The 22,245-nt window shown below is 70.8% G+C and carries 19 protein-coding genes and 1 pseudogene; 7 read left to right on the plus strand and 13 right to left on the minus strand.

Going from position 1 to position 22,245, the window contains the following annotated elements; translation table 11 throughout:
- Window positions 1–44: 44 nt before the first annotated feature.
- The 5 genes from ACFYO0_RS23235 to ACFYO0_RS23255 all read right to left on the minus strand — a co-directional run bounded on the left by ACFYO0_RS23235 (window position 45) and on the right by ACFYO0_RS23255 (window position 4,362).
- The gene (locus ACFYO0_RS23235) at window positions 45–1,205 is read right to left on the minus strand and encodes a hypothetical protein (protein ID WP_388679036.1); all 1,161 of its coding nucleotides are present in this window, start codon (window positions 1,203–1,205) and stop codon (window positions 45–47) included.
- Window positions 1,202–2,167, minus strand: a complete 966-nt coding sequence (locus tag ACFYO0_RS23240) for a hypothetical protein (protein WP_388679480.1) — start codon at window positions 2,165–2,167, stop codon at window positions 1,202–1,204. Before ACFYO0_RS23240 ends, ACFYO0_RS23235 begins: the two co-directional genes overlap by 4 nt.
- Before the next feature lie 120 nt (window positions 2,168–2,287).
- Entirely contained in the window at window positions 2,288–2,998 is a 711-nt protein-coding gene (locus tag ACFYO0_RS23245) for an LPXTG cell wall anchor domain-containing protein (RefSeq protein WP_388679039.1), read from the minus strand.
- 156 nt (window positions 2,999–3,154) lie between these two features.
- A complete protein-coding gene (locus ACFYO0_RS23250; RefSeq protein WP_388679041.1) occupies window positions 3,155–3,667 on the minus strand; it encodes an ATP-binding protein in 513 nt (170 codons plus the stop codon).
- A gap of 326 nt (window positions 3,668–3,993) precedes the next feature.
- Entirely contained in the window at window positions 3,994–4,362 is a 369-nt protein-coding gene (locus tag ACFYO0_RS23255; RefSeq protein ID WP_388679044.1) for an STAS domain-containing protein, read from the minus strand.
- A gap of 296 nt (window positions 4,363–4,658) precedes the next feature.
- Here ACFYO0_RS23255 and ACFYO0_RS23260 point away from each other — a divergent pair, with 296 nt between their 5' ends.
- Entirely contained in the window at window positions 4,659–5,555 is an 897-nt protein-coding gene (locus tag ACFYO0_RS23260; RefSeq protein ID WP_388679047.1) for an RNA polymerase sigma factor SigF, read from the plus strand.
- Window positions 5,556–5,669: 114 nt separating this feature from the next.
- Here the strand turns inward: ACFYO0_RS23260 and hutI are convergent, their stop codons facing one another.
- The 4 genes from hutI to hutU all read right to left on the minus strand — a co-directional run bounded on the left by hutI (window position 5,670) and on the right by hutU (window position 11,294).
- Window positions 5,670–6,875, minus strand: coding sequence for an imidazolonepropionase (gene hutI / locus ACFYO0_RS23265; protein ID WP_388679049.1), 1,206 nt, complete (start codon window positions 6,873–6,875; stop codon window positions 5,670–5,672).
- A 35-nt stretch (window positions 6,876–6,910) separates the two neighbouring features.
- Window positions 6,911–8,257 (minus strand): formimidoylglutamate deiminase, encoded by a 1,347-nt coding sequence (locus ACFYO0_RS23270; protein WP_388679052.1) that lies wholly within the window; start codon window positions 8,255–8,257, stop codon window positions 6,911–6,913.
- Window positions 8,254–9,456: an allantoate amidohydrolase gene (locus ACFYO0_RS23275; protein WP_388679054.1), complete on the minus strand. Its 1,203-nt coding sequence runs from the start codon at window positions 9,454–9,456 to the stop codon at window positions 8,254–8,256. Before ACFYO0_RS23275 ends, ACFYO0_RS23270 begins: the two co-directional genes overlap by 4 nt.
- A gap of 179 nt (window positions 9,457–9,635) precedes the next feature.
- Window positions 9,636–11,294, minus strand: a complete 1,659-nt coding sequence (gene hutU, locus ACFYO0_RS23280; RefSeq protein ID WP_388679057.1) for a urocanate hydratase — start codon at window positions 11,292–11,294, stop codon at window positions 9,636–9,638.
- A 220-nt stretch (window positions 11,295–11,514) separates the two neighbouring features.
- Here hutU and ACFYO0_RS23285 point away from each other — a divergent pair, with 220 nt between their 5' ends.
- Entirely contained in the window at window positions 11,515–12,906 is a 1,392-nt protein-coding gene (locus ACFYO0_RS23285; RefSeq protein ID WP_388679059.1) for a diaminopimelate decarboxylase, read from the plus strand.
- Between the two features lie 16 nt (window positions 12,907–12,922).
- Here the strand turns inward: ACFYO0_RS23285 and ACFYO0_RS23290 are convergent.
- Window positions 12,923–14,478 (minus strand): annotated as a pseudogene (locus ACFYO0_RS23290) (IS200/IS605 family accessory protein TnpB-related protein).
- Window positions 14,479–14,956: 478 nt separating this feature from the next.
- On the opposite strand from ACFYO0_RS23290, the gene ACFYO0_RS23295 reads away from it, so the two are divergent.
- From ACFYO0_RS23295 to ACFYO0_RS23315, 5 genes are all read left to right on the plus strand, one after another.
- Complete coding sequence (locus ACFYO0_RS23295; RefSeq protein ID WP_388679062.1) at window positions 14,957–15,355, plus strand: hypothetical protein; 399 nt, start codon at window positions 14,957–14,959, stop codon at window positions 15,353–15,355.
- Window positions 15,352–16,233 (plus strand): hypothetical protein, encoded by an 882-nt coding sequence (locus tag ACFYO0_RS23300; RefSeq protein ID WP_388679065.1) that lies wholly within the window; start codon window positions 15,352–15,354, stop codon window positions 16,231–16,233. The genes ACFYO0_RS23295 and ACFYO0_RS23300 overlap by 4 nt, the downstream gene beginning before the upstream one ends.
- Window positions 16,234–16,271: 38 nt before the next feature.
- Window positions 16,272–16,898 carry a roadblock/LC7 domain-containing protein gene (locus ACFYO0_RS23305; RefSeq protein WP_388679068.1) on the plus strand — a complete coding sequence of 209 codons (627 nt, stop codon included), beginning with the start codon at window positions 16,272–16,274 and terminating at the stop codon, window positions 16,896–16,898.
- Window positions 16,899–16,912: 14 nt separating this feature from the next.
- Window positions 16,913–17,287 carry a hypothetical protein gene (locus ACFYO0_RS23310; protein ID WP_386351518.1) on the plus strand — a complete coding sequence of 125 codons (375 nt, stop codon included), beginning with the start codon at window positions 16,913–16,915 and terminating at the stop codon, window positions 17,285–17,287.
- A gap of 101 nt (window positions 17,288–17,388) precedes the next feature.
- Complete coding sequence (locus tag ACFYO0_RS23315; protein WP_388679071.1) at window positions 17,389–18,753, plus strand: APC family permease; 1,365 nt, start codon at window positions 17,389–17,391, stop codon at window positions 18,751–18,753.
- Between the two features lie 191 nt (window positions 18,754–18,944).
- On the opposite strand, the gene ACFYO0_RS23320 is transcribed toward ACFYO0_RS23315, so the two are convergent.
- The 3 genes from ACFYO0_RS23320 to ACFYO0_RS23330 form a co-directional block, all read right to left on the minus strand.
- Window positions 18,945–19,529, minus strand: coding sequence for a hypothetical protein (locus ACFYO0_RS23320; RefSeq protein ID WP_388679073.1), 585 nt, complete (start codon window positions 19,527–19,529; stop codon window positions 18,945–18,947).
- Between the two features lie 124 nt (window positions 19,530–19,653).
- Window positions 19,654–20,535, minus strand: a complete 882-nt coding sequence (locus ACFYO0_RS23325) for a MurR/RpiR family transcriptional regulator (protein ID WP_388679483.1) — start codon at window positions 20,533–20,535, stop codon at window positions 19,654–19,656.
- A 23-nt stretch (window positions 20,536–20,558) separates the two neighbouring features.
- Window positions 20,559–22,130, minus strand: coding sequence for an aromatic amino acid ammonia-lyase (locus ACFYO0_RS23330; protein WP_388679076.1), 1,572 nt, complete (start codon window positions 22,128–22,130; stop codon window positions 20,559–20,561).
- Window positions 22,131–22,245 lie beyond the last annotated feature (115 nt).

Raw genomic sequence — 22,245 nt, forward strand, 5'->3', positions numbered from 1 at the left:
CACCCCAAGGCCGCCGTCTCCGGGCCGGACTCTCCGTAGCGTGCTCACGGGTTTCCCTTTCTGGTGGGGGTCGTCGGGCTGTTCTCTTGCGGTGCGGAGAGCTGACCGGCCTCGGCCCCCGGATCGGCGTCCGGGGTGAACCACGGCAAGGTCGGGTTCGTACGGGTGTCGCTGTCGGCGTCTGCGTGGGGGGACGACGCCGTGGACGAAAGGCTCAACTTCGGCATGCGTACGGTTACTTCGGGCAGCCGCAGGCTCCGGCGCGGACCGGCGTGCCCGCCACCGCCACCGCTCCTCGGGCGGGAGCCCCAGCGCCCGGCCGGCCTGGACCTGCCCTGCGGACGTACGCGGTCCACCACGGCCATCCCGATCCGGAACACGGCGGCCGGTACGACGATGAAGAGCAGGATCCAGAAGAGCGTCACGCCCCAGGGGCGGCCCACGCCCCAGGGCTGTTCGGCGAGCACCTTGCCGCCGTACTTCACCGAGACCGTGTAGTCGCCGTGCGCGCCGGCCGACAGCTCGACGGGCAGTTCGATCTGTGCCTTCTTGCCGGGCTCGATGGTGCCGCGCCACTGCTGTTCCTCCCATTGCGGGGCGAACACGCCGTGCGAGGTGCCGACTTGGAAGACCGGATCCTTGACGGGCAAGGAGCCGACGTTGCCGACGGTGAAGACGAAGTCGCGGGACGGCGGCGCGCCGAACCAGGTCAGCGGACCGCTCGATCCGTCGAGCCGGGTGTCGGTGAGCACCGAAAGCCGCCCACTGGTGTCCTCCTTCGGCAGGGGCTCGACCTCGTGGCCTGCCACCAGGAACGCCGCGTCCGCGTCCGCCTTCTGACCGGTCACGGTCGCCACATGCACCACGCACGGGCACGGCTGCGGCGGCTCGACGACCGGCAGTTTCTTGCTGAACGCGCCCTTCTCGTCCGTGGTGACGGCCCGGCCGTCCGAGTTGGCGCAGGAGTTGGTACCGCCGATCACGCCCCGGTCGGGGGAGGACTGACCGCAGATCAGCATCATGAGGAGGGCGTCCGGCCGCCATCCGGAGCCGGTCACCGTGATCGAACCGCCCGTTCCCGCTTGGGATTTGGACAGCTTGACCTCCGGTTTCCCGTCCGCGCCCGTAGCCGCCCCGCCCAGGGGGAGCAGGAGCAGCGCGAGCACCGCCACCACCAACGCCGGAATCCGCACCTTCCCGCTCACGTCACCGCTCCCGTCAACTCGACTTCCGTACGCGGCTGTTCAGGACCACCGGATCCACCGGGTCCACCAGGCCCACCGGGCTCGCCGGACTCCGCGGTGCGCCTTCGACGTCGTACGAACCAAACGGCACCGCCCGCACACAGCACGAGCCCGCCCGCCAGGCCCGCGACCGCTCCCCACGGCACGAACCGCGCCGCCGTGCCCGCCTCGTCGTGCGCCCCGTCCGCCGCCGTGACCGTGAGTCTCACGTCGACCGAGTCGAACGCGGGCCGGTCGTGCCAGGGCTCGCGGAGGGTGACGCGGCGGCCGGGGAGCAGTTCGACGGGGAGGGTGCGCGGGGCGCGGTCGAACACCTCGCCGAACAGTCCGTCGGCGCGTACGGCGAGCTTCGGGGTCAGCACGGTGTTGCCGCGGTTGACCAGGTCGTACGAGATACGGCCGTCCCCAACGGCCACGTCCTCGACCGTGAGCGCGGACAGGGTCGGGCCGCCGACCCGCAGCTGGACGCGTACGGCCGCGGACCGGCCGCCGCCGCTCGCGACGATCGCGCCGGGGTGATCGCCGGGGATGGCGCCCTCGGGGACGCCGATGGTGAACGGAACGTCGGCGCGCGTCCGCGCGGGCACCTTCACGGTCTTCTCGGCGAAGGTGATCCACGAGCCGGTGTCCGTCGGCTTCGCCCGCAGTGAGAAGCCGCCACCCTCCATGCTGTTGTCGGCGTCCGCGCCCCGCAGCCGTACGGTGAGCGGCTCCTCGCCCGGGTTGATCACCGACACCGTGTCCTGCAGGACCGCACCGGGCGCGCCCTCCGCGTAGAAGTACGGCCGCCCGTCCCGGCCGCCCGCCGACGGCACGACGGACCAGCCCTCGTCGGCCACGGCGGTGGGTGCGATGCCGGGCAGGCCGAGCAGAAGTGCTGCGGCGAGAGCGAGGACACAGAGGCCACGGGCGGCGGACTGCACGGATGTCACAGGCGGCTCCAGACCAGAAGGTGCGGCGTACGGCCAGCGCAGCGAGATGGGGGTCCCCCCGGCCGAAGGCTGGGGGAGGCCAGTCCTGCGCGTACGCGAAAAAACGAAAGGTCAGCGCGGCGCCTGGTTCCTTCGGGTCAGCCACAGCACCCCGGCCGCTCCGGCGAGGAGCACCGTGCCGCCGAGCGTGCCGAGGGCGATCGCGGAGTCCTCGGGGCCGGTCTGCGGGAGCTCGGCGCCGGAGTCCGCGCCGCTCTCGGTGCCGCCCTCGGGGGAGGTCTCCGACGAACCGCCGCCGCCACCCGCCGCCGTGACGTCGAGGCTCAGCGCGGGTCCCGGATTGTTGCCGGGCTCGCAGGTGGTCGTCGTACCGAGCGCCTTGATGGTGAGCACGCCCGGCGTGAAGGTGACCTTGCCACTCTTGGACGGCGTGTACGTACCGCTCAAGTCGCTGATTTTGATCGGGGTGTTGGCGGGGATGGCCTCGGCGTTGGCCGGGCCCTTCACCGTGAGCGTCCCGCTCTCGGCGCCGCCCAGCTTGATGGTGGCGCTCGGGCTCATCGCGCCCTTGCCCAGTTCCACCGGGCTGGACGAGACCCCCTTCTGCCAGGACATGGTGATCTTGTAGCCGCCGCCGCTCTCGGCACTCTTGATGTCGATGGGCGAGACGGCGGACTTGTCACCGATCGGCGTCTTGCAGTTGTACTCGACGTCGACGACCTCGGCCCATGCTGCGGGGGCGGCCATCAGCACCGCCGAGCCGGCCAGGGCCGCGGCGAACGCGAGCGCGGCGGTTCGTTTCTGGTACGTCCGGTATGACACGGTCCCCTCATTCCTGACGGCACATCAGATCGGCCGTCAAGGTACGCCCGGGGCCTTGTGGAGGGAAGACAAAGGACGCGCCGGATCTCGATCGATCCGCCGCGTACGAAGAAGGGTTCGAACCTGCGGTAACCCTCGGTGGGAGTTACCCGCGTGCTAAGCGGGCGCCCCGAGCTCCGCCCATACCGTCTTGCCCGCCACCCCTGGAGCCCGGAGGACCCCCCAATCCAGGCACAGCCGCTGCACGATGAACATCCCGTGGCCGCCGGGGCGCCCGGCGCGGTGCGGGGTGCGCGGGGCGGGCTGGCCGGTGCCCCGGTCGGAGACCTCGACGCGCAGCACCTTGCTGTCGCAGGCGATCCACAGCTCGTCCGGGCCCTCGGCGTGCAGGCAGGCGTTGGTGACGAGCTCGGAGACGACCAGCAGTACATCCTCGGCGGCGGCCCGCCGGTCGGCGGTCGCGGCGGGCAGCCAGCCCCACGCGTACAGCGCCTGGCGCGCGAAGTCGCGGGCGAGGGGGACGACCCCGCTCGCGCCGTCGAGGTTGAGCCGACGGGCCTGACGGGCGGCCGGGCGCGCGGACCCGTCGTCTCTGGCCTCCCCCGAAGCGCCGCAGACGCCCGCTTCCGGGCCGCGGTCGCCCGGCGGGTAAGGCCGGGTGGTGCTCATCAGCGCTTCACCTCACCGATTCACCAGTTCACGATTCAAGACATTTCAGAAAGCTCAGGACCCTCAGAATCCGGGACTGCCGCGGCTTACCGTTGGCCTTGTTGACATATTCAGAATGTCTCCTGCCCGGCCGATCCGTCAGAACACCCACTGATTCGGCCTGAGCACTGTGACACTGGTAACGCGCCGATCACACAGAGACAACTGAGTCATAACTTCGCACACCGCAGCCGGGCGGTTACTCACCCGGGCGCCGATCCAGCATGTCCTGCCGAGTGCGCTTACTCACACAGCGCGCGTCGACTGTGTCATGCATCACTGTGCGATCACTCACGCAGGGCCGCGTCGAGCGTGTCATGCACAGTGAAGACGGCCGCCGCACCGGTGATCTCGAACACCCGGGCCACCACCGGAAGCATCCCGGCCAGATGCACCCCACCGCCCGCTTCCTCAGCTTTCAGCCGGGCGCCGAGCAGCACGTTCAGCCCGGTGGAGTCGCAGAACTCGAGCCGCGAACAGTCCACTACGAGCCGCGCGAACCCACGCTCGAGGCAGTCCTCGAGCGGCTCTCGCAGCAGATCGGCGGTGTGGTGATCCAACTCACCCGCCGGGGTCACGACGGCGCTGGGGCCCTCTTCCCGCACCTCGACCAGAAGCCGGCCCGATTGTGCGCTGCCGACCGTCCCGCGGTCCATGCCGTCTCTCTCTTCCGACCGTCGTGGCTGTTGATTGACGCTCCTGAACACTACGCCTTTCCTACGACCACGACTCCTGCCGTGCGGTTCCTTCCCTACGACCTCTCTACGACTTGCCATCCCCGAACAACCGCCCAAAGCTGGACATTTCCCCTGCTAGCGCACTTGCGGTGGGCCGACAAAAGCGGGTAGGGCTAGTAGGGACACGAATCAACACGGCCGGCTTTGGAGGCGCCGCACACCGCAGTGCACGTATTGGCATCGGCGGCCATATGCCGAGAACGATGGAGGACATCATGTCACCCCGGCTCGACGCATCGCAGACCCCTCAGGCGACGTCGACACCCTCTCCAGAACAGGCGGATCTCGTCGAGGAGGACCTCGACGGACTCGCCGGCCTTCCGGAGATCCCGCCGTACGACGAGGTGGGGCCGGTGGACGCACGGGCCCTGTCCAAGACCCTCTTCGAGCGGCTGGAGTCCCTTGAGGAAGGCACGCACGAGTATTCATACGTACGCAACACCCTGGTCGAACTGAACCTCGCTCTGGTGAAGTTCGCCGCCTCCCGGTTCCGCTCCCGCAGTGAGCCGATGGAGGACATCATCCAGGTCGGCACGATCGGCCTCATCAAGGCGATCGACCGCTTCGAACTCAGCCGTGGCGTGGAGTTCCCGACCTTCGCGATGCCGACCATCGTCGGCGAGATCAAGCGCTTCTTCCGCGACACCAGCTGGTCGGTGCGCGTACCCCGCCGACTCCAGGAACTCCGCCTGGACCTGGCCAAGGCCGGCGACGAGCTGGCCCAGCAACTGGACCGCGCTCCGACAGTGGGAGAGCTGGCGGAACGCCTGGGCCTGTCCAACGACGAGGTCGTCGAGGGCATGGCCGCGTCCAACGCCTACACGGCATCTTCACTCGACGCCCAGCCCGAGGAGGACGACTCCGAGGGCGCCCTGGCCGACCGCATCGGCTACGAGGACCACGGCCTGGAAGGCATCGAGTACGTCGAGTCCCTGAAGCCCCTGATCGCCGAACTTCCTTCCCGCGACCGGAAGATCCTCTCCCTCCGCTTCGTCGCCAACATGACCCAGTCCGAGATAGGCGACGAGCTGGGCATCTCGCAGATGCACGTTTCGCGACTGCTGTCGCGAACGCTGGTGCGCCTGCGGAGGGGCCTGACGGTCGAGGAGTGACGCGGGCTGCCGCCGACGGTGGCCTGAACCATGACGGTGACTGAGCAACCCGGCCTGGGAAGGGCCGGGTTGCTTGGTTACGTGGAGGGTCGGGAGCCGGCTCGTTGGCTCACCTCATACGCGGCTTGGAGCCGGGCCCCTTCCACGCCGCCACACCCCGGTGACCAGCGGCACACCCGGCCGGTACGCCAGATGCACATGGCTCGGGGCGTCCAGGAGAACAAGATCGGCGTACGCCCCCGGCGTGAGACGGCCGACGTCCTCCCGCCGCAGCGCCCTCGCTCCACCCGCCGTGGCCGACCAGACCGCCTCGTCCGGCGCCATCCCCATGTCCCGTACCGCGAGCGCGATGCAGAACGGTACGGAGGAGGTGAAGGACGAGCCCGGGTTGCAGTCGGTGGACAGGGCGACCGTGACGCCGGCGTCGAGGAGGCGGCGGGCGTTCGGCCACTCGGCGCGGGTGGAGAACTCGGCGCCGGGGAGGAGCGTGGCAACCGTCCGGCTGTTCGCCAGGGCGTCGACGTCCGCGTCGGTGAGGTGGGTGCAGTGGTCGGCGCCGGCGGCGTCCAGTTCGACTGCGAGCTGGACACCGGGGCCGTATGACAGCTGGTTGGCGTGGATGCGCGGGTGCAGGCCCGCCGCCCTGCCCGCCGTGAGAATCGCGCGGGCCTGGTCACCGTCGAAGGCGCCCTTCTCGCAGAAGACGTCGATCCAACGGGCGTAGGGGGCACAGGCGTTGAGCATGTCGCCGGTGACGAGGGCTACGTACGCCGCCGGGTCGTCGGCGTAGTCGGGGGACACGATGTGTGCACCCATGTACGTGACCTCGTCGGTGTGCCGGGAGGCGATGCGCAGGGCGCGGGACTCGTCCTCGACGGTCAGGCCGTAGCCGGACTTGGTCTCCATGGTGGTGGTGCCCTGGCGGAGGGCCTCGGCGAGGTAACGCGTGAGGTTGCGCTCCAGTTCCTCGTCGCCCGCCGCACGCGTCGCGGCGACCGTCGTACGGATACCGCCCGCGCTGTAGGGCCGTCCCGACATGCGGGCGTTGAACTCCTGCGTGCGGTCGCCCGCGAAGACCAGGTGCGAGTGGGAGTCGACAAAGCCCGGGATCACCGCCCGGCCACCCGCGTCGACCCGATTGTCAGTGGCGGGTGCTTTGCTTGATTCACCGGTCCATGCGATGCGGTCGCCGTCGATGACGACGGCCGCGTCCTGGATCAGACCAAGGGGGGAACCGTCGCCGAGGGAGGGGTCATTGGTGACCAGCGTGGCGATGTTCGTGATGACGGTGGTGGTCGGGCTGCTCGTCGGGCTGCTCATGTCGTCCTCGCGGGGGCGCGGTTCGGCGGTCGTCGTCAGGCGCGCAGGGCTTCGACTGCCTGCGCGAGGGCTTGCGGTACATCCGGTACGAGCGTGTGCGCCCCGTCTCGTACGACGTGACGGCCGCCCACGATCGTGTGCCGTACGTCCGCCGCTGTCGCGGCGAATACGGCCGTCTCGGTGCCGAGCCGTGGCAGCGGCCCCGCTGTCCTGACCGAGTCGAGCGCGATCGTCGTGAGGTCCGCGAGCGCGCCGGTCTCGATGGTGCCCGTGTCGTCCCAGCCGAGGGCCGCGTGGCCGTCGGCCGAGGCCGCCCGAAGGAGGGCAGCCGCCGTCCAGTGACCGCGCGTACGGGTGCGCAGGCGCTCGTTCAGTTCCATCGCGCGCGCCTCTTCGAGCAGGTCGATGACGGCGTGGCTGTCGGAGCCGAGGGAGAGCGGTGAGCCGGCCTTCTGCAGGGCGACGGCGGGTCCGATGCCGTCGGCCAGGTCGCGTTCGGTGGTCGGGCACATGCACGTGCCGGTCGTGGAGTCGCCGAGCAGCGCGATGTCCTCATCGGTGAGGTGTGTGTTGTGGACGCCCGTCGTGCGCGGGCCGAGCACACCGTGGTCGGCGAGCAGCCGGGTGGGTGTGCAGCCGTGCACGGCCCGGCAGGCGTCGTTCTCCGCCGTCTGCTCGGACAGGTGCACATGGAGCGGGGCCCGCCGCTCCTCGGCCCATCGCACCACCGTGGACAACTCCCGTGCGGGCACGGCCCGTACGGAGTGGATGGCCGCACCGATCCGCAGGTGATCCCGGTCCTTGAGAACTGAACAGCGTTCCGCCCAGGCGTCGGCGTTCCCGTCGGAGAAACGGAGCTGGTGGGTGTTGGGTGGCTGTCCGAAGCCGGAAGAAAGGTAGGCGGTGTCGAGGAGGGTGATGCGGATACCGGCTTCGGCGGCAGCGTCGGTGAGCGCCTCGCCCATCGCGTTGGGGTCGGCGTAGCGGGTGCCGCCGGGGGCGTGGTGAACGTAGTGGAACTCGCCGACGCAGGTGATGCCGGCGAGCGCCATCTCGGCGTACACCGCGCGGGCGAGGGCGTGGTAGGTCTCCGGGGTCAGCCGGTCGGCTGTGGCGTACATGACCTCGCGCCAGGTCCAGAAGGTCCCGGAGCCGACCTGGACGGTGCCGCGCAGGGCTCGGTGAAAGCAGTGCGAGTGGGCGTTCGCCAGGCCCGGCAGAGTCAGTCCGCGCAGGATCTCGGAGCCGGGCGGTGGGCTGTCGATGCCCGTACGGACGGCGGCGATCCGGCCGTCGGCGACGTCGACGGCCACGCCCGGCTCGACGAACGAGTCGAGCCAGGCGTGCTCCAGCCAGTACGTCTGCGGGTGGGAGTGGGTCACCTGCGGGCCAGCCCTTCCAATACGTCGGCCAGTGCGAGTACCCCGGCCACGCAGTCGTCCTCGGCCGCGTACTCGGCCGGGGAGTGCGAGACACCGGTGGGGTTGCGCACGAACAGCATGGCGGTGGGGATGGTCCCGGAGAGGATTCCGGCGTCGTGTCCGGCGCCCGTGCCGAGGACGGGGACCTTGAGGTCCGTGTCGGTTCCCAGAATGCGGGCGACTTCGTTGCGCAGGGCGTGGTCGAACTCGACGACGGGGGTGAACGACTCGCGGACGACGTCGAGTTCGACGCCGTGGGCGCCCGCGTAGTCGCGGGCCGCCTGCTCGATGCCGCTGACGACGGTGTCGAGGCTCGCCTGGTCTGCGGCGCGGGAGTCGAGCCAGCCGCGGACGAGGGAGGGGATGGCGTTCACGCCGTTCGGCTCGACGGAGATTTTGCCGAAGGTGGCGACGGCGCCGGCGAGTTGGGCTTCCCGGCGGGCCGCGAGCACGGTCTCCGCGTACGACAGCATGGGGTCGCGGCGGTCCGCGAGCCGAGTGGTCCCCGCGTGGTTGGCTTCACCCCGGAAGTCGAACCGCCACCGCCCGTGCGGCCAGATGGCACTGGCGATACCGACCCGGTCGCCGGACAGGTCAAGGGCGCGCCCCTGCTCGACATGCAGCTCGACGAACGCGCCGATACGGGCCAGGCGCTCCGGATCCGCCCCGATGGCGTCCGGATCGAACCCAGCGGCCTCCATCGCCTCCGGCAGGCTGACGCCGTCGGCATCCCTGAGCCGATGCGCCTGCTCGACGGTGAGCTCTCCGGCCGCGAGCCGCGACCCCACACAGGCCAGTCCGAAGCGGGCCCCTTCCTCGTCACCGAAGTTCACGATGGCCAGGGGCTTGCTCAACTGCGCGTTCCTGCTCCGCAGTTCATCCAGCGCGGCGAAGGAGGACACGACGCCGAGGGGACCGTCGAAGGCGCCGCCATCGGGCACCGAGTCGAGGTGCGACCCGGTGACGACAGCGTCCCCGGCAGCGGGATCCCCGAGCCAGGCCCACTGATTCCCGTTCCGGTCCACCTCGTACGCCAGCCCCCGCGCCCGCGCCTGCTCCTCGAACCAGGCCCGACACTCGGCATCGGCGCCGGTCCAGGCGAACCGGCGGTACCCGCCGGAGTCGGGGTGCCGCCCGATGGGCTCCAACTGCCGCCACATCTCATGAAAGGAGGGAGACGCCGAACGTGGCTGGGCCTTCGGGCCCAGTCCCGCACCAGCCAGCCCGTCGTGGGGGTCGGTCTGAGGGCGGAGCCCCCAGTGGGGCCCAGGGGCAGCGCCCCCAGTTTCGGGAAGGGGTGGGGTGGGGGAAGAATCCTGCCCCCCACCGGACGGCAGGCTCACTCGCCCTCCCGCATGGGCACCCGCACACCGCGCTCGTCGGCCACCGACTCCGCGATGTCGTACCCGGCATCCACATGCCGGATGACCCCCATCCCGGGGTCATTCGTCAGAACCCGGCGAATCTTCTCCCCGGCCAGCTTCGTACCGTCGGCCACGGACACCTGCCCGGCATGGATGGACCGCCCCATCCCCACACCACCCCCGTGGTGAAGGGAAACCCAGGACGCACCCGACGCCACGTTCACCATGGCATTCAGCAGCGGCCAGTCGGCAATCGCGTCGGAGCCGTCGAGCATCGCCTCGGTCTCGCGGTACGGGGAGGCCACCGACCCGCAGTCGAGGTGGTCGCGGCCGATGGCGAGCGGGGCCTGCAACTCCCCGCTCGCGACCATGTCGTTGAACCGCTCCCCCGCCCGGTCCCGCTCCCCGTACCCGAGCCAGCAGATTCGCGCCGGAAGCCCCTGGAAGTGCACCCGCTCACCGGCCATCTTGATCCAGCGGTGGAGGGATTCGTTCTCGGGGAAGAGGTCGAGGATCGCCTTGTCCGTCTTGGCGATGTCCGAGGCCTCACCGGACAGCGCGGCCCACCGGAAGGGTCCCTTGCCCTCGCAGAACAGCGGCCGGATGTAGGCGGGCACGAAGCCCGGAAAGGCGAATGCCCGCTCGTAGCCGACGAGTTGGGCCTCACCACGAATGGAGTTGCCGTAGTCGAAGACCTCGGCACCGGCGTCCATGAAGCCGACCATCGCTTCCACGTGCCGGGCCATGGACTCGCGGGCACGGGTGGTGAAGCCCGCCGGGTCCTTGGCCGCGTACGAGGCCATGTCGTCGAAGTCCACGCCGAGCGGCAGGTAGGACAGCGGATCGTGGGCCGAGGTCTGGTCGGTCACGATGTCCACGGGGGCGCCCTCGGCGAGCATGCGCGGCAGCAGCTCAGCGGCGTTGCCGAGCAGCCCGATCGACAGCGGGCGCCGGGCGTCGCGCGCCTCCACGGCCAGTTGGAGGGCGTGCTCGAGCGAGTCGGCGCGTACGTCCAGGAACCGGTGCTCGATACGGCGCTCGATCGCCCGCGGGTCACAGTCGATACAGATGGCGACGCCGTCGTTCATCGTCACGGCGAGCGGCTGGGCGCCGCCCATGCCACCGAGCCCGGCGGTGAGCGTGATCGTCCCGGCGAGCGAACCCCCGAACCGCTTCGCGGCGACCGCCGCGAACGTCTCGTAGGTGCCCTGCAGGATGCCCTGCGTACCGATGTAGATCCACGAACCGGCCGTCATCTGGCCGTACATGGTGAGTCCGAGCTGCTCCAGGCGCCGGAACTCCTCCCAGTTCGCCCAGTCGCCCACCAGGTTCGAGTTGGCGAGCAGCACGCGCGGCGCCCACTCGTGGGTCTGCATGACGCCGACCGGGCGGCCGGACTGGACGAGCATCGTCTCGTCCTGCTTGAGGGTGCGCAGCGTACGGACCATGGCGTCGAAGGAGCGCCAGTCGCGGGCGGCCTTGCCCGTGCCGCCGTAGACGACGAGCTTGTCGGGGTGCTCGGCGACCTCGGGGTCGAGGTTGTTCTGCAGCATCCGCAGGGCGGCTTCCTGCTGCCATCCCAGGGCGCTCAGTTCCGTACCGCGGGGCGCTCGTACCGGGCGGGGTCCTGACATGGGCTGCCTCCTGGCGGGCTGGTGGTGCTCCGGCGTTGCAGTCGGTCTCGGCAATCGGTCTGCGCAATCCGTCACCGCGATCGGTCTGCGCAATCCGTCACCGCGATCGGTCACCGCAGTCGCTCATTGCAGAGATATTCACATCCTGACTTCATGAATAGAACTAGTCAATACACCCCCTGCGTCGGCGCCGGCGCCGTACAGGTGTTTGGCTGAATCCATGACGGCACACACAGGGGACACGCACCCATCGGGCGAGGCGCAGGACGCGGCGGATGCGGCGACGAACGGGGTCGCGCGACGCGACGACGCCGTCCGCGCGGCCGTGGAACAGGGGCTCGTGGGCCCCGCCACCCCCATCATCGGACTCCTCGACATCACCGGCATCCGCAGCTCGGCGGCGGCACTGCACGCGGCCTTCGAAGCGGTGGTCGCACCGGGTACGCCGGTGCTGCACGCGTTCGCGGTGAAGGCGACTCCGCTCGTACCGGTGCTGCGGCTGCTGCACGATGAGGGCCTCGGCGCGGAGGTGGCGAGCGCCGGCGAACTGGCCCTCGCCCGTGCGGCCGGGGTGCCCCCGTCCCGTACGGTCCTCGACTCCCCGGCCAAGACCCCGGCGGAGCTACGGGAGGCGCTGGCACTCGGCATCGCGGTCAACGCGGACAACCCGCAGGAGCTGGCCCGTATCGACGGCCTGGTCCAGTCGGCGTCGACCCGATCGCCCATCGGACTGCGGGTGAATCCGCAGGTCGGCGGAGGTTCGATCGAGGCGCTGTCCACGGCGACGGCGACCTCGAAGTTCGGGGTGGCGCTGCGGGACGAGGGGGCGCGCGAGTGGGTCGTACAGGCGTATCTGGACCGGCCGTGGCTGACCCGGCTGCATGCGCACTCCGGTTCGCAGGGGATGCCGCTGGAGTTGCTGGCCCACGGGGCGGCACAGACGTACAAGCTCGCCGAGGAGATCAACGAGCGCGCGGGACGGCGGCAGATCGACACGCTCGACATCGGCGGCGGACTGCCGGTGAACTACGCCTCGGACACCCAGAGCCCGACCTACGCGGAGTACGCACGGCTGCTGGTCCGGACCGTACCGGAGCTGTTCGACGGGCGGTACGGACTGGTCACGGAGTTCGGGCGGTCACTGCTCGCCAAGCACGGGGTCGTGCTGGCACGGGTCGAGTACGCGAAGAGCGCCGGAGGACGCGCGATCGCGGTGACGCACGCGGGCGTGCAGGTGGCGACCCGCACGGTGTATGCGCCGGCGACGTGGCCGCTGCGGGTGGGGGCGTACGACGCGAAGGGGTACCCCAAGGCCGGGGCCGTGGTCGTACAGGACGTGGCGGGTCCCGCGTGCTTCGCGGGTGACCTGCTCGCCGAGGGGCGCGCACTGCCGTTGCTCGAACAGGGCGACTACGTGGCGGCTCTGGACACGGGGGCGTACAACTTCGCGCACCACTACGCGTACAACTCGCTTCCGCGGCCGGGGATTTATGGGTTCGGGCCGGACAAGGAAGGCGGGATGCGGTTCGCGACCGTTCGGACGCCGCAGACGCTGGAGGAGATTGCGGCGGAGTCGGGCGGAGGTCATGCGGGACTCTTGTCGGCGCTGTAGCGACACCGCACCGTTCCTATGGACTGAGCGGGAGTGAGTCCTGTTGCCAGGATTCATGCTCAGCCGCGTGTCCCGAACGGTGTTGGGCACGCTGGTCGCCCGCTTTCGCTCCACTGCCGGGCGGCACGCATCGGGTGCGTGGTCCGGGCGGGTGGGGGCGGGTTTCCTCACGCCGTCGGGTCTCCGGTCGGGCCTGGACAATCCGATGCCCCACACGATCGCTCTGGTCGGGTGGGGCGGTGTCGTCCGTCGCCGGATCGGATGCCCAAGGGCGCGCCGTCCGATCGCCACGGCAGCCGCATCGTGGCGAGTCGTCTTCCGGGTGGGGGTGGTCAGGGGCTGTTGCCAGTGCTGGGCGCCCCAGCGGGAGGTGTAGGCGGGGTCGACCGCGACGATCGCGATGCCTTGCTCGGCGGCCATCGACGTCAGGCGGGCCTTGAGTTTCGCGGTGGGGAAGCGGGCGAGCAGACGCCGGAAGCGTGTGTTGCGGCCGTGCCGTTCCCGGCTTTTGCCGTCGGTGAAGTCGAGGTCCTCGATCGCGATCGCCGCCGCCCCGCAGTGGCGGGTGTGGTGCAGCAGCCGGGTGAGCGCGTGGCGGATCTGGGCGTCCCGATGCGCGGTGTTGCCCGACAGGTCGTAGAAGAAGCGCTGCGGCTCGCCCACCGGGTTGCCGTGCACGTCCAGGCGCCAGGCGGCGAGGTGGGCGTCGTTCATGTCGACGGCGACCACGCCCTGGGCAAGGGCCGCTGCAAGGGGCAGGACGGGGGCGGCGGCGCGCTGCCAGGAGGCGGTGACATACCAGCGGCCGCGCTGCACATCGTGGTCGATACGGTAGGCCACCGCCCGGTTGGCGGTGATCCGGTCCAGCCACTCCGCACCCCGGTGCTGGAACCGCACGGTGGCATCGAGCACGTACCGGCCGTGCGGTGCGTTGGCCAAGTGGCCGAGCGGCGCGGGCAGTTTGACCGAGACCTGTCCGGTGTCGGTGATGCGGATCGTCTCGTTGCCGAAGCGTTTGCCGGATTCGCCGTCCGCGGCCAGGAACATCCGGGCCGCCCGCCACCGCTTGCGCCACGCCTCCTCACTCAGTCCCGCCTCGTCGAGGTGATGGCGCAGGTGAGCGAGCTGCTTGCCGCCGCGCACCACATGCACCCGGCCCGCCGCCCAGTCCGCCTCCACCCGCACCAGCTGCGCCTTCAAAGCGTGCAGGCGGCGGGACTTGGCATGCCACTCCGCCCGGCTGCCATAGCCGCGCACCAGCCCGGCCCGCTTGTCCGCCTTGGCCCCCAGCGGACGCGTCAGCCTGGCCTCAATCTGCGCGATCTGTCTGCGCAGCCAGGCCATGTGGGCGGTCTGCCCGCGCCGCGCCAGCGCCCACTGGTCATGCGTCGCCTTGGTGATACTCCCCGCCCACCGCGCCGAACACGCCCCGGTCAACTCCCGCTTACGCACCGCCCACGCACCGGCATCATGCGCCGGCCCCTGTCGGCACCGCACCGTGAGATCACCCGCGGCCAGCGACCCGAGGAGCACACCCACCCCGGCCAGCACCACCGCATCCCGCTCCGACACCCACCCCCGGTCCCGCCGCGAAGATCCCGACACCGCACCCAACGAGCACCACCGGCAAAGGCCACCCGTTCGACACAAGAATCCCCGTTCCTCCTCGCAAAAGGCCCAGCACGCACCCACACACAGAACGACCCGCACACTTGAACGCAGCACACCGGCAGCAGCTCCCAACCCCCCACCGCGCGAATGACACGGCGCACTCCGGCGCGCAGCAGTGCGCCGTGCTTCAACGCGGCAGCACATGCGCGCCGGTTGACGCCGTAGTCTCACAGACCGGACCCGGCACCCGGAGCCGTCCACCCACGTCAGGCCACCGGCGACCATCAGGCCACCAACGTGCCCTGGTAGAAGGTCAGTTGACCCATCTTAGTCAGCCGGCGCATGTTCCGCTGGAAAATGCCAGAATCCTCACTCCTCACGCACACGGTGCGTAGCTTCGTGGTCACTCAGCCGTACCCGAGGGCGGGAGGGAGCCCAGGTGCCCGGAATCGACGAGTGTCTGCTGGAGGCCATGAGGCTGCCCGGTGCCCTGGGCGCCGCGGTGGTCGACTGGACCAGCGGCCTGGCGCTGGGCACGGTCGGGGATGCCCCGGGCGGTGACCACGAGGCGACCGCGGCGGAGGCGGCGGAGCTGGCGCGGCTCGCGGCGGAGCACCGGGCATTCGCGCCGGAGGCGGGGCCGGACGAGGCAGCGCAGGACCCGCCTGTCGAGGACCTGATCATCAGCAACGTCGACACGTACCACGTCCTGCGGTTCGTGGCGACGAGCTTCGACAGCAGCGTCTTCCTGCACCTGTGGCTGGCCCGCTCCGACGGCAACCTCGCGCTGGCACGCATACGGCTCGGCGAGATGGCCGGACGGCTGGTGCTGGGATGACCGTGGTCAGCACACCTCCGCCCCGACTGCCCTTGCGGCGCCGCTCGTTCGGCCCTGGTGTCTCCCCCATGCTGCGCCGGCTCGGCGAAGAGCGCGCCACGGGCGTACTGCTGCGCGAGCGCGGTGCGCTCCATCTCGCCGACGGCCAGGTCACATACGCCGAGAGCCCCGAGAGCCCGGGGCTCGACGTGCTGCTCACCACCGGCCGTGTTCTGGACTCCGGGGTGTGGCGGGAGGCGGTCGCCCGGGCCGGGGAGGATCGGCGGGTCGGGCGGTTCCTGGTCGACAGCGGCCGGGTCACGGAGGGCGTGCTGGAGCTGTGCCTCGTGGCAGCGCTGTTCGACGCGGCGTACTTCGTTCTCGGGCCGTCCAGCGCCCCGGCGCGCTTTCGGTACGGGGGCGCGCACTGGCTCGGGCCGGTGCGCCCCGTGCCGGTGGCCGCGCTGGAGCGCGAGACCCTGCGCCGCCGCGAGCTGCTGCACCGCATCTGGCCCGATCCGGCGACGGACACCGCCCCGCTGGTACGGACCGACCGTGCCGCCGAGCCGCCGGTCCCGACCCGCCAGGAAGCGGTACTGGGCAAGGTCAACGGGGTTCGCACGGCCGCCGACATCGCGCTCGCCCTGGGCCGGCCCGCGTTCCACACCCTGGTCGAACTGCGCAGGCTCGCCACGGCGGGCATCGTGGCGGCTTCCCCGCCCCTCCGGCCACCCCGTCCGCCCCGGTCGGCCCGACCGCCGCGGCCACCCCGGACGGACGCGGCGCCCGAGCAGCCGCCGCCCGCCCTCGACCCCGCGTCGGTCCTGCTCACCCAACCCTCGGCCGACCCCGACGTCGCTCTGTTGCGCCGCCTGAGAGACGCCCTGGAGGCCCTGTGATCCGCGCGCTTCGACAGCGTGCCGAGAGGAGACTGCTCATGGCGGCGGAGGCCGAAGTCCTCGACGAACTCCACCGGTTGCGGGCCCGTGTACCCCAGCTGACCGGCGCGCTCGCGGCCAGCGTCGACGGCCTGGTCATCGCCCAGGACACGCCCGGCGTGGAACCGGAGGGCCTGGCCGCGCTGACCGCCGCCGCACTGGGCGTCGCCGTGCGGCTGACGGACGCCACCGGCCAGGGCGGCCTCCGCGAGCTGCTCGTACGCGGCACGAACGGCTACGTGGCGACGTACTCGGCCGGCTCCTCGGCCGTACTGACGCTGCTGGCGCAGGACCGCGTCAACGTCGGGCGCCTGCACCTGGAGGGGCGCCGCGCCGGGACGCGTATCGGCGAGCTGGTCGACGCAGCGACGGCCCGCGCGGCACCGCCTCCGCGTACCGCGGGATCCACCTCCGGATCCAAGGACCCGTCGCAGGCCGCCTCCACGACCACGGACAAGTCCGCGCTTCCGACACGCCCTGCAAAGCCCACGCGGCACAGGACCACACGGACTGCACAGGCCGCGCGGACTGCACAGACCACACAGAGCGCCCAGTCCAACGGGCGGAGCACAAGCCGAACCACCAACCGATCGACCAGCAACACCCCTACCACCAACGAGAGTTGAGAGGACAGCACACCATGGCCAACACCGAAACCACGTTGAAGGAAGCCCTCGCCTCCATCGAGGGCGCGACCGGAGCCGCGCTCGTCGACTACACCAGCGGCATGGCGCTGGGCACGATGGGCGGCAGCAAGAGCTTCGACCTCAATGTCGCGGCCGCCGGCAACACCGACGTCGTACGCGCCAAGCTCCGCACCATGGAACACCTCGGCCTGAAGGGCGAAATCGAGGACATCCTGATCACCCTGTCCGACCAGTACCACCTGATCCGCCTGCTCACCGGCCGCGGCGGCAACGGCCTGTTCCTCTACTTGGTCCTCGACGCCAAGCGGGCCAACCTGGCGATGGCACGCCATCAGTTGAAGAAGATCGAGGCGGATCTGGAGGTCTGACGGAACCTCAGGTGAACCTCTGAGAATCGAACCCGCACGCATCCCGGACACACGACCGGGCAGAACTCCCCCGGACGGATCACCGACCGGGGGAGGTTCTCTTGTCCACCACCGAAACCACCACGGGCGCGCAGTCGCCCGCCGAGGAACCGGGGCTCAAGCGCGCCATCGGCCCCAAACTGCTGATCCTCTTCGTGATCGGCGACATTCTCGGGACGGGTATCTACGCCACGACCGGCGCCGTCGCGGGAAAGGTCGGCGGGGCGTTGTGGCTGCCGTTCGTCATCGGCTTCGTCGTGGCGATCCTGACGGCGGCGTCGTACGTCGAACTCGTCGGCAAGTACCCGAAGGCGGCCGGAGCGGCCCTCTACACACAGAAGGCCTTCAAGGTCCCCTTCCTCACCTTCATCGTCGCCTTCATGGTGATGGCCTCGGGCCTGTCGTCCGCGAGTGCGGCGGCCCGTGCCTTCAGCGGCGACTATCTCTCCGAGCTGACGGGAGACGCACTCCCGCCGACGCTCATCGCGATCTGCTTCATTCTGCTCCTCGCCGGCCTGAACCTGCGGGGCGTCTCGGAGTCGGTGAAGACGAACGTGGTCCTCACCCTCGTCGAGCTGACGGGCCTGCTGATCATCCTCGCGATCGGCGCGTACGCCGTGCTGACGGGTGACGGGGAGCCGTCCCGGCTGGGCGAGTTCGAGGCAAGCGGCACCGGATACGCCCTGATCACCGGGGTGTTGGGGGCCACGGCGCTTGGCTTCTTCGCGTTCGTGGGATTCGAGGACTCGGTCAACATGGCGGAGGAGACGAAGGATCCCGTACGGACCTTCCCGCGGGCGATCTTCATCGGGGTGGCGGTGACCGGCACGATCTATGTGCTGGTGGCGCTCGTATCGTCACTCCTGGTCGACTACAAGGTGCTGGAGGGGTCGAGCGGCCCGCTGCTGGAGGTCGTGAAGGCAGGCGGTGTCGACTTCCCACACAAACTCTTCGCGCTCATCGCGCTGTTCGCAGTCACCAACTCCGCGCTGATCAACATCATGATGGCCTCGCGCCTGTGCTACGGCATGGCCAACGAACGCATCCTCCCGCGCGGCATGGGCCGCGTCCTGCGCCGCCGCCGCACCCCCGTGGTCGGCATCGTCTTCGTCACCGTGCTCGCGATCGGCCTGGTCTCCACGGGCGAGATCGAGGGCCTGGGCGACACGACGGCATTCCTCCTCCTGTGCGTCTTCGCCGTTGTCAACATCACTGTCCTGGTCCTCCGGCGCGACCCGGTGGACCACGCCCATTTCCGCACCCCGACGTTCCTTCCGATCCTGGGCGCGATCACCGCCCTGATCCTGGCCAGCCCCCTGGCCGACCGCCCGGCGGACGTGTACATCCGCGCGGCGGTACTGCTCGCGATCGGCGTGGGCCTGTGGGCGGTGAACAAGGTGGTGCTCCGGGTACGGGGCGAGGAGTAGGAGGGCTGGAGGCGGCCCCGGCCGGCGCAGTCTTTGAGCCGGGCCCGTCCTCATGGCCCGCAGCCGCCAACGGCGAGCAAGTCCCACAAGAAGCCGCATGGGACAGCCGAGTTGAAACGGGCGGTGCGCGAGGGGGAGACACCGTCCGGCCGAAGGCCGGGGCGGGCGGCCACCCAGCGGCAGCCGCCCCGCTACACCAGGACTCCACCCCGACGCCGCGCCCCACCGGGCGCGGCGTCGCCCGCCGCGATACCCGTGGTCCGGTAGGCCTTGATCCGCTTGCCCGCCGGGGCACCCGCCCGACGGCTCAGCCAGTCGACGCGGACCCACAACAACTCCTCGGAGCCGCGCTCGAGGCCGCCCAGCCATGCGGCCTTCAGCCGCAGCCCGACCCCCACCCCGGCGAGCAGCATGCCCCCGGCCGCGGGCACCGCGAACGCGCTGCCCAGCGCGGCCAGGAAGGCGAGGAGCAGCCACCAGCGATGCCCCCGGCGCCAGTTGCGCGCGGTCACGGCACGGTCCTGGAGGACATCGTGCTTGCCCGCACGGGCGGCACCGCCGGCCAGGGCGACGTACCGCTTCCTGCGCAGCAGCGTCACCACGGCCGCCGTGACGAGGAACAGTGCCGCCCCCGCGATCACGCCGATGCGGCGCCCGGTCACACCCGGCACCAGCACGCCGATGCCCGCCGCGAACACGCCCAGCCACCACAGCGGCACGGCGCCGGCCCGTACGACGACGGCCACCCGAGCCAGTCCCTGACCTCCGCGCGTCACCTTCCCGCCTCCTCGTCCGCAGCCTCGTCCGAAGGTCTGAAACCTCCGAAAGCCTCCGAAGCTTCTGAAGCCTGTCGGCCGCGCAGGTTAGCGACCGAAGGTGAGACGAGTCTTAACAAGCCGACTACTCAACGAACAAGCCCCGCGCAGCCGCCCGCCCGTCGAACTCCTCCAGCCGCGCCTGCGCGTCCGGAAGGTCGTCGCACATGGCCTCCAGCAGCACCCGCCCGAGCAGCATCGGCGCACAGGCCGTGTCGAAGGCGAGTCCCGTACCGACCGCGGCGGGCAGCAGCAGATCCGACTCCTTCGCCACCGGCGCGAACGCCGAGTCCGCGACGGTCACCACGGTCAGCCCGGCCCCCTTCGCATACGCCAGGGTGTCCACGACCTCGCGCGGATGGCGCGGCAGCGCGAAGCACAGCAGAGCCGTGGCCCCGGCCCGTACCGCCGAGTCGATCCGGTCGTGGACCATCGTGCCGCCCTCGTGCAGCAGCCGGACGTCCGGATGGACCTTGGCCGCGAAGTACGCGAAGCCGTACGCCTGGGAGGCCGCCGCCCGCAGCCCGAGCACCGGCAGCGGACGCGACGCCGCGAGCAGCCGCCCCGCCCGCTCCACCGGCCGCGGATCGGCCAGTACGGAGGCCAGATGCCGCAGGTTCTCGATCTCGGCCTCGACGGCCTGCTGGTACTCGTTGTACGAGGCGGTGTCCGGGACCGGCCCTGTGGGCGCGACCTCCCGCAGGTGCTTGCGCAGTGCCGGGTAGCCGTCGAAGCCGAGCGCGACGGCGAAGCGGGTGACGGAGGGCTGGCTGACACCGGCGAGTTCCGCGAGTTCGACGCTCGACAGGAAGGGCACGTCGGCCGCCCGCCGCACCATGCTGTGCGCGATACGCCGCTGTGTCGGCGTCAGGCGGTGCCCCTCGAAGAGGGCCTGCAGGCGTGCGGCAGAACTGTCCGTCACCGTCATGTCCCTGTCCACGCCCGCGTCTCCGTCCACGCCCGTCATCGTGCCCGTATCCCTGTCCACGCTCATGCCGTGCTCCCCCTCCAGATGTCCGTGAACCGGTCGAGCAGTACGGCTGCCGCCGTCACATCGTCCGTGAGCGGCCGGTCGGTCTGGTCCGCGTCGAGCACCGACTCGGCGAGTTCCAGCGCCCGGCCCACGGGCAGCTCCGGGTCCGGCCGCAGCTCACGCTGACGCAGGGCCCGTACGGCGGCGACGAGTTCGCAGCCGACGACGAGACGGTACGCGTCGCAGACGCGCAACGTCTGACGTGCGGCGAGCGAGGCGAAGCTCGCCTGCTCCTCGACGCCCCGGGAGAGTACAGCGTGGCCGAGCGAGGCGGGCGCGGAGAAGGCCCGCAGATCACCGAGGGCGGCCCCGGCGGCGTACTCCAGGATCATCACGCCGGAGGACGCGGCCTCGTGGTCGGCGAGGAAGGGACGCAGCCGGGTGTAGGCGGGTTCGTTCAAGGTCGAAAGGCGGGACGTCGACAGTCGCGCGACCTGGGTGAGGGAGAGCCTGAAGTGGTCGAGGGCCAGGGCGAGTCCGGCCTGGTAGAAGCCGCCGTGGTGGTAGGCGGCCATGTCCTCGGCGCTGATCAGCGGGTTCTCGGCGGCGGCGTTGATCTCGACCGTGAGCACCTCTTCGAGGGCGTCGGCGGCGTCGAGCGCGGGGCCGTGGATCTGGGGCAGGCAGCGGAATCCGTACGGGTCCTGAAGGCGCCCGAGCGGCGGTGTCGGGTGGTCGGCGGCACCGATCAACTCCCGCATACGGCGCGCCACTTCGGCCGTCCCGCGATGCCGGCGTGCGGCGTGCACGGGCGCCGCGTACGCCTCGTGCGAGCCGTCCACCGCCAGCAGGGACAGCGCGGCGACGACCTGCGTGGCCCCGATCAGCCCGCGGAGCTCGTGCAGGGCGAGCGCGGATTGGCCGAGGGTGAGGGCGTTGCTGCTGATCAGGGCGAGCGCGTCGTTGTTGTCGAGGGGCTGCGCCTCGGGCGCACCCGCCCCCGGCCCGCCCGCTCCCGGCGTACGCCACCCGGGCTCCGCCTCCCGCCAAGGGTGCTCTCCCGCGAGCGCAAGCCCCACCTGGGCGAGGGCCGCGATGTCCCCGGTGCCCACCGAGCCGAACTCGTTCACGACCGGATACGCCCCGGTCTCCAGCGCCTCGCACAGTGCCGTGACGATGGTGGGCCGCAGGCCCGCGCCGCCCGCGAGCAGCTGGTTCGCCCGTACGGCCAGCATCGCCCGTACCTGCCGCGCGGGCAGCTCCGCGCCGATCGCCCCGGCGTGGCTGCGCAGCAGCCGCAGACCGTGGCCGGCGGCCGCCTCGGTCGGCACGTCCTCGTTCCGGTTGGCGCCGACTCCGGTTGAGCGGCCGTACACGCGCCCGGTCGCGGCGATCCGCCGGGCCGCGTCCCAGGACTCCTCGACACGCTTCATCGCCTCTGTGCCGGGGACGGGCCGGGCGGCTCCGTCAGCGAGGCGCACGATGTCCGCGACGCCGGTGCCGTACCCGTCGAGGACGACCAGACCGGGCGTGAGGGCCCCGGAGTCCGGGGCGGTGGCACCTGGCACGTCCACGATCCGAGACGACATCACGTGCGAACTCCTCCCAAACTCGGACATCTGATCTTGCCTGGCGGTCATCCGTAACCCGCGTTTTACTCCAGGGCGTTGACAACCTATTCAGACACCAAGAACTCTGCATGAC

The organism is Streptomyces sp. NPDC006365 (genome assembly GCF_042870755.1).
Lineage (GTDB): Bacteria > Actinomycetota > Actinomycetes > Streptomycetales > Streptomycetaceae > Streptomyces > Streptomyces xiangluensis.

What these genes read in the sequence shown, in the direction of transcription:
- ACFYO0_RS23250 (WP_388679041.1), bottom strand. Translation starts at nt 3,667, where the DNA reads ATGAGCACCACCCGGCCTTACCCGCCGGGCGACCGCGGCCCGGAAGCG.
- ACFYO0_RS23255 (WP_388679044.1), bottom strand. Translation starts at nt 4,362, where the DNA reads ATGGACCGCGGGACGGTCGGCAGCGCACAATCGGGCCGGCTTCTGGTC.
- ACFYO0_RS23260 (WP_388679047.1), top strand. Translation starts at nt 4,659, where the DNA reads ATGTCACCCCGGCTCGACGCATCGCAGACCCCTCAGGCGACGTCGACA.
- hutI (WP_388679049.1), bottom strand. Translation starts at nt 6,875, where the DNA reads ATGAGCAGCCCGACGAGCAGCCCGACCACCACCGTCATCACGAACATC.
- ACFYO0_RS23275 (WP_388679054.1), bottom strand. Translation starts at nt 9,456, where the DNA reads ATGTGGCGGCAGTTGGAGCCCATCGGGCGGCACCCCGACTCCGGCGGG.
- hutU (WP_388679057.1), bottom strand. Translation starts at nt 11,294, where the DNA reads ATGTCAGGACCCCGCCCGGTACGAGCGCCCCGCGGTACGGAACTGAGC.
- ACFYO0_RS23285 (WP_388679059.1), top strand. Translation starts at nt 11,515, where the DNA reads ATGACGGCACACACAGGGGACACGCACCCATCGGGCGAGGCGCAGGAC.
- ACFYO0_RS23300 (WP_388679065.1), top strand. Translation starts at nt 15,352, where the DNA reads ATGACCGTGGTCAGCACACCTCCGCCCCGACTGCCCTTGCGGCGCCGC.
- ACFYO0_RS23305 (WP_388679068.1), top strand. Translation starts at nt 16,272, where the DNA reads ATGGCGGCGGAGGCCGAAGTCCTCGACGAACTCCACCGGTTGCGGGCC.
- ACFYO0_RS23310 (WP_386351518.1), top strand. Translation starts at nt 16,913, where the DNA reads ATGGCCAACACCGAAACCACGTTGAAGGAAGCCCTCGCCTCCATCGAG.
- ACFYO0_RS23325 (WP_388679483.1), bottom strand. Translation starts at nt 20,535, where the DNA reads ATGACGGGCGTGGACGGAGACGCGGGCGTGGACAGGGACATGACGGTG.
- ACFYO0_RS23330 (WP_388679076.1), bottom strand. Translation starts at nt 22,130, where the DNA reads ATGTCGTCTCGGATCGTGGACGTGCCAGGTGCCACCGCCCCGGACTCC.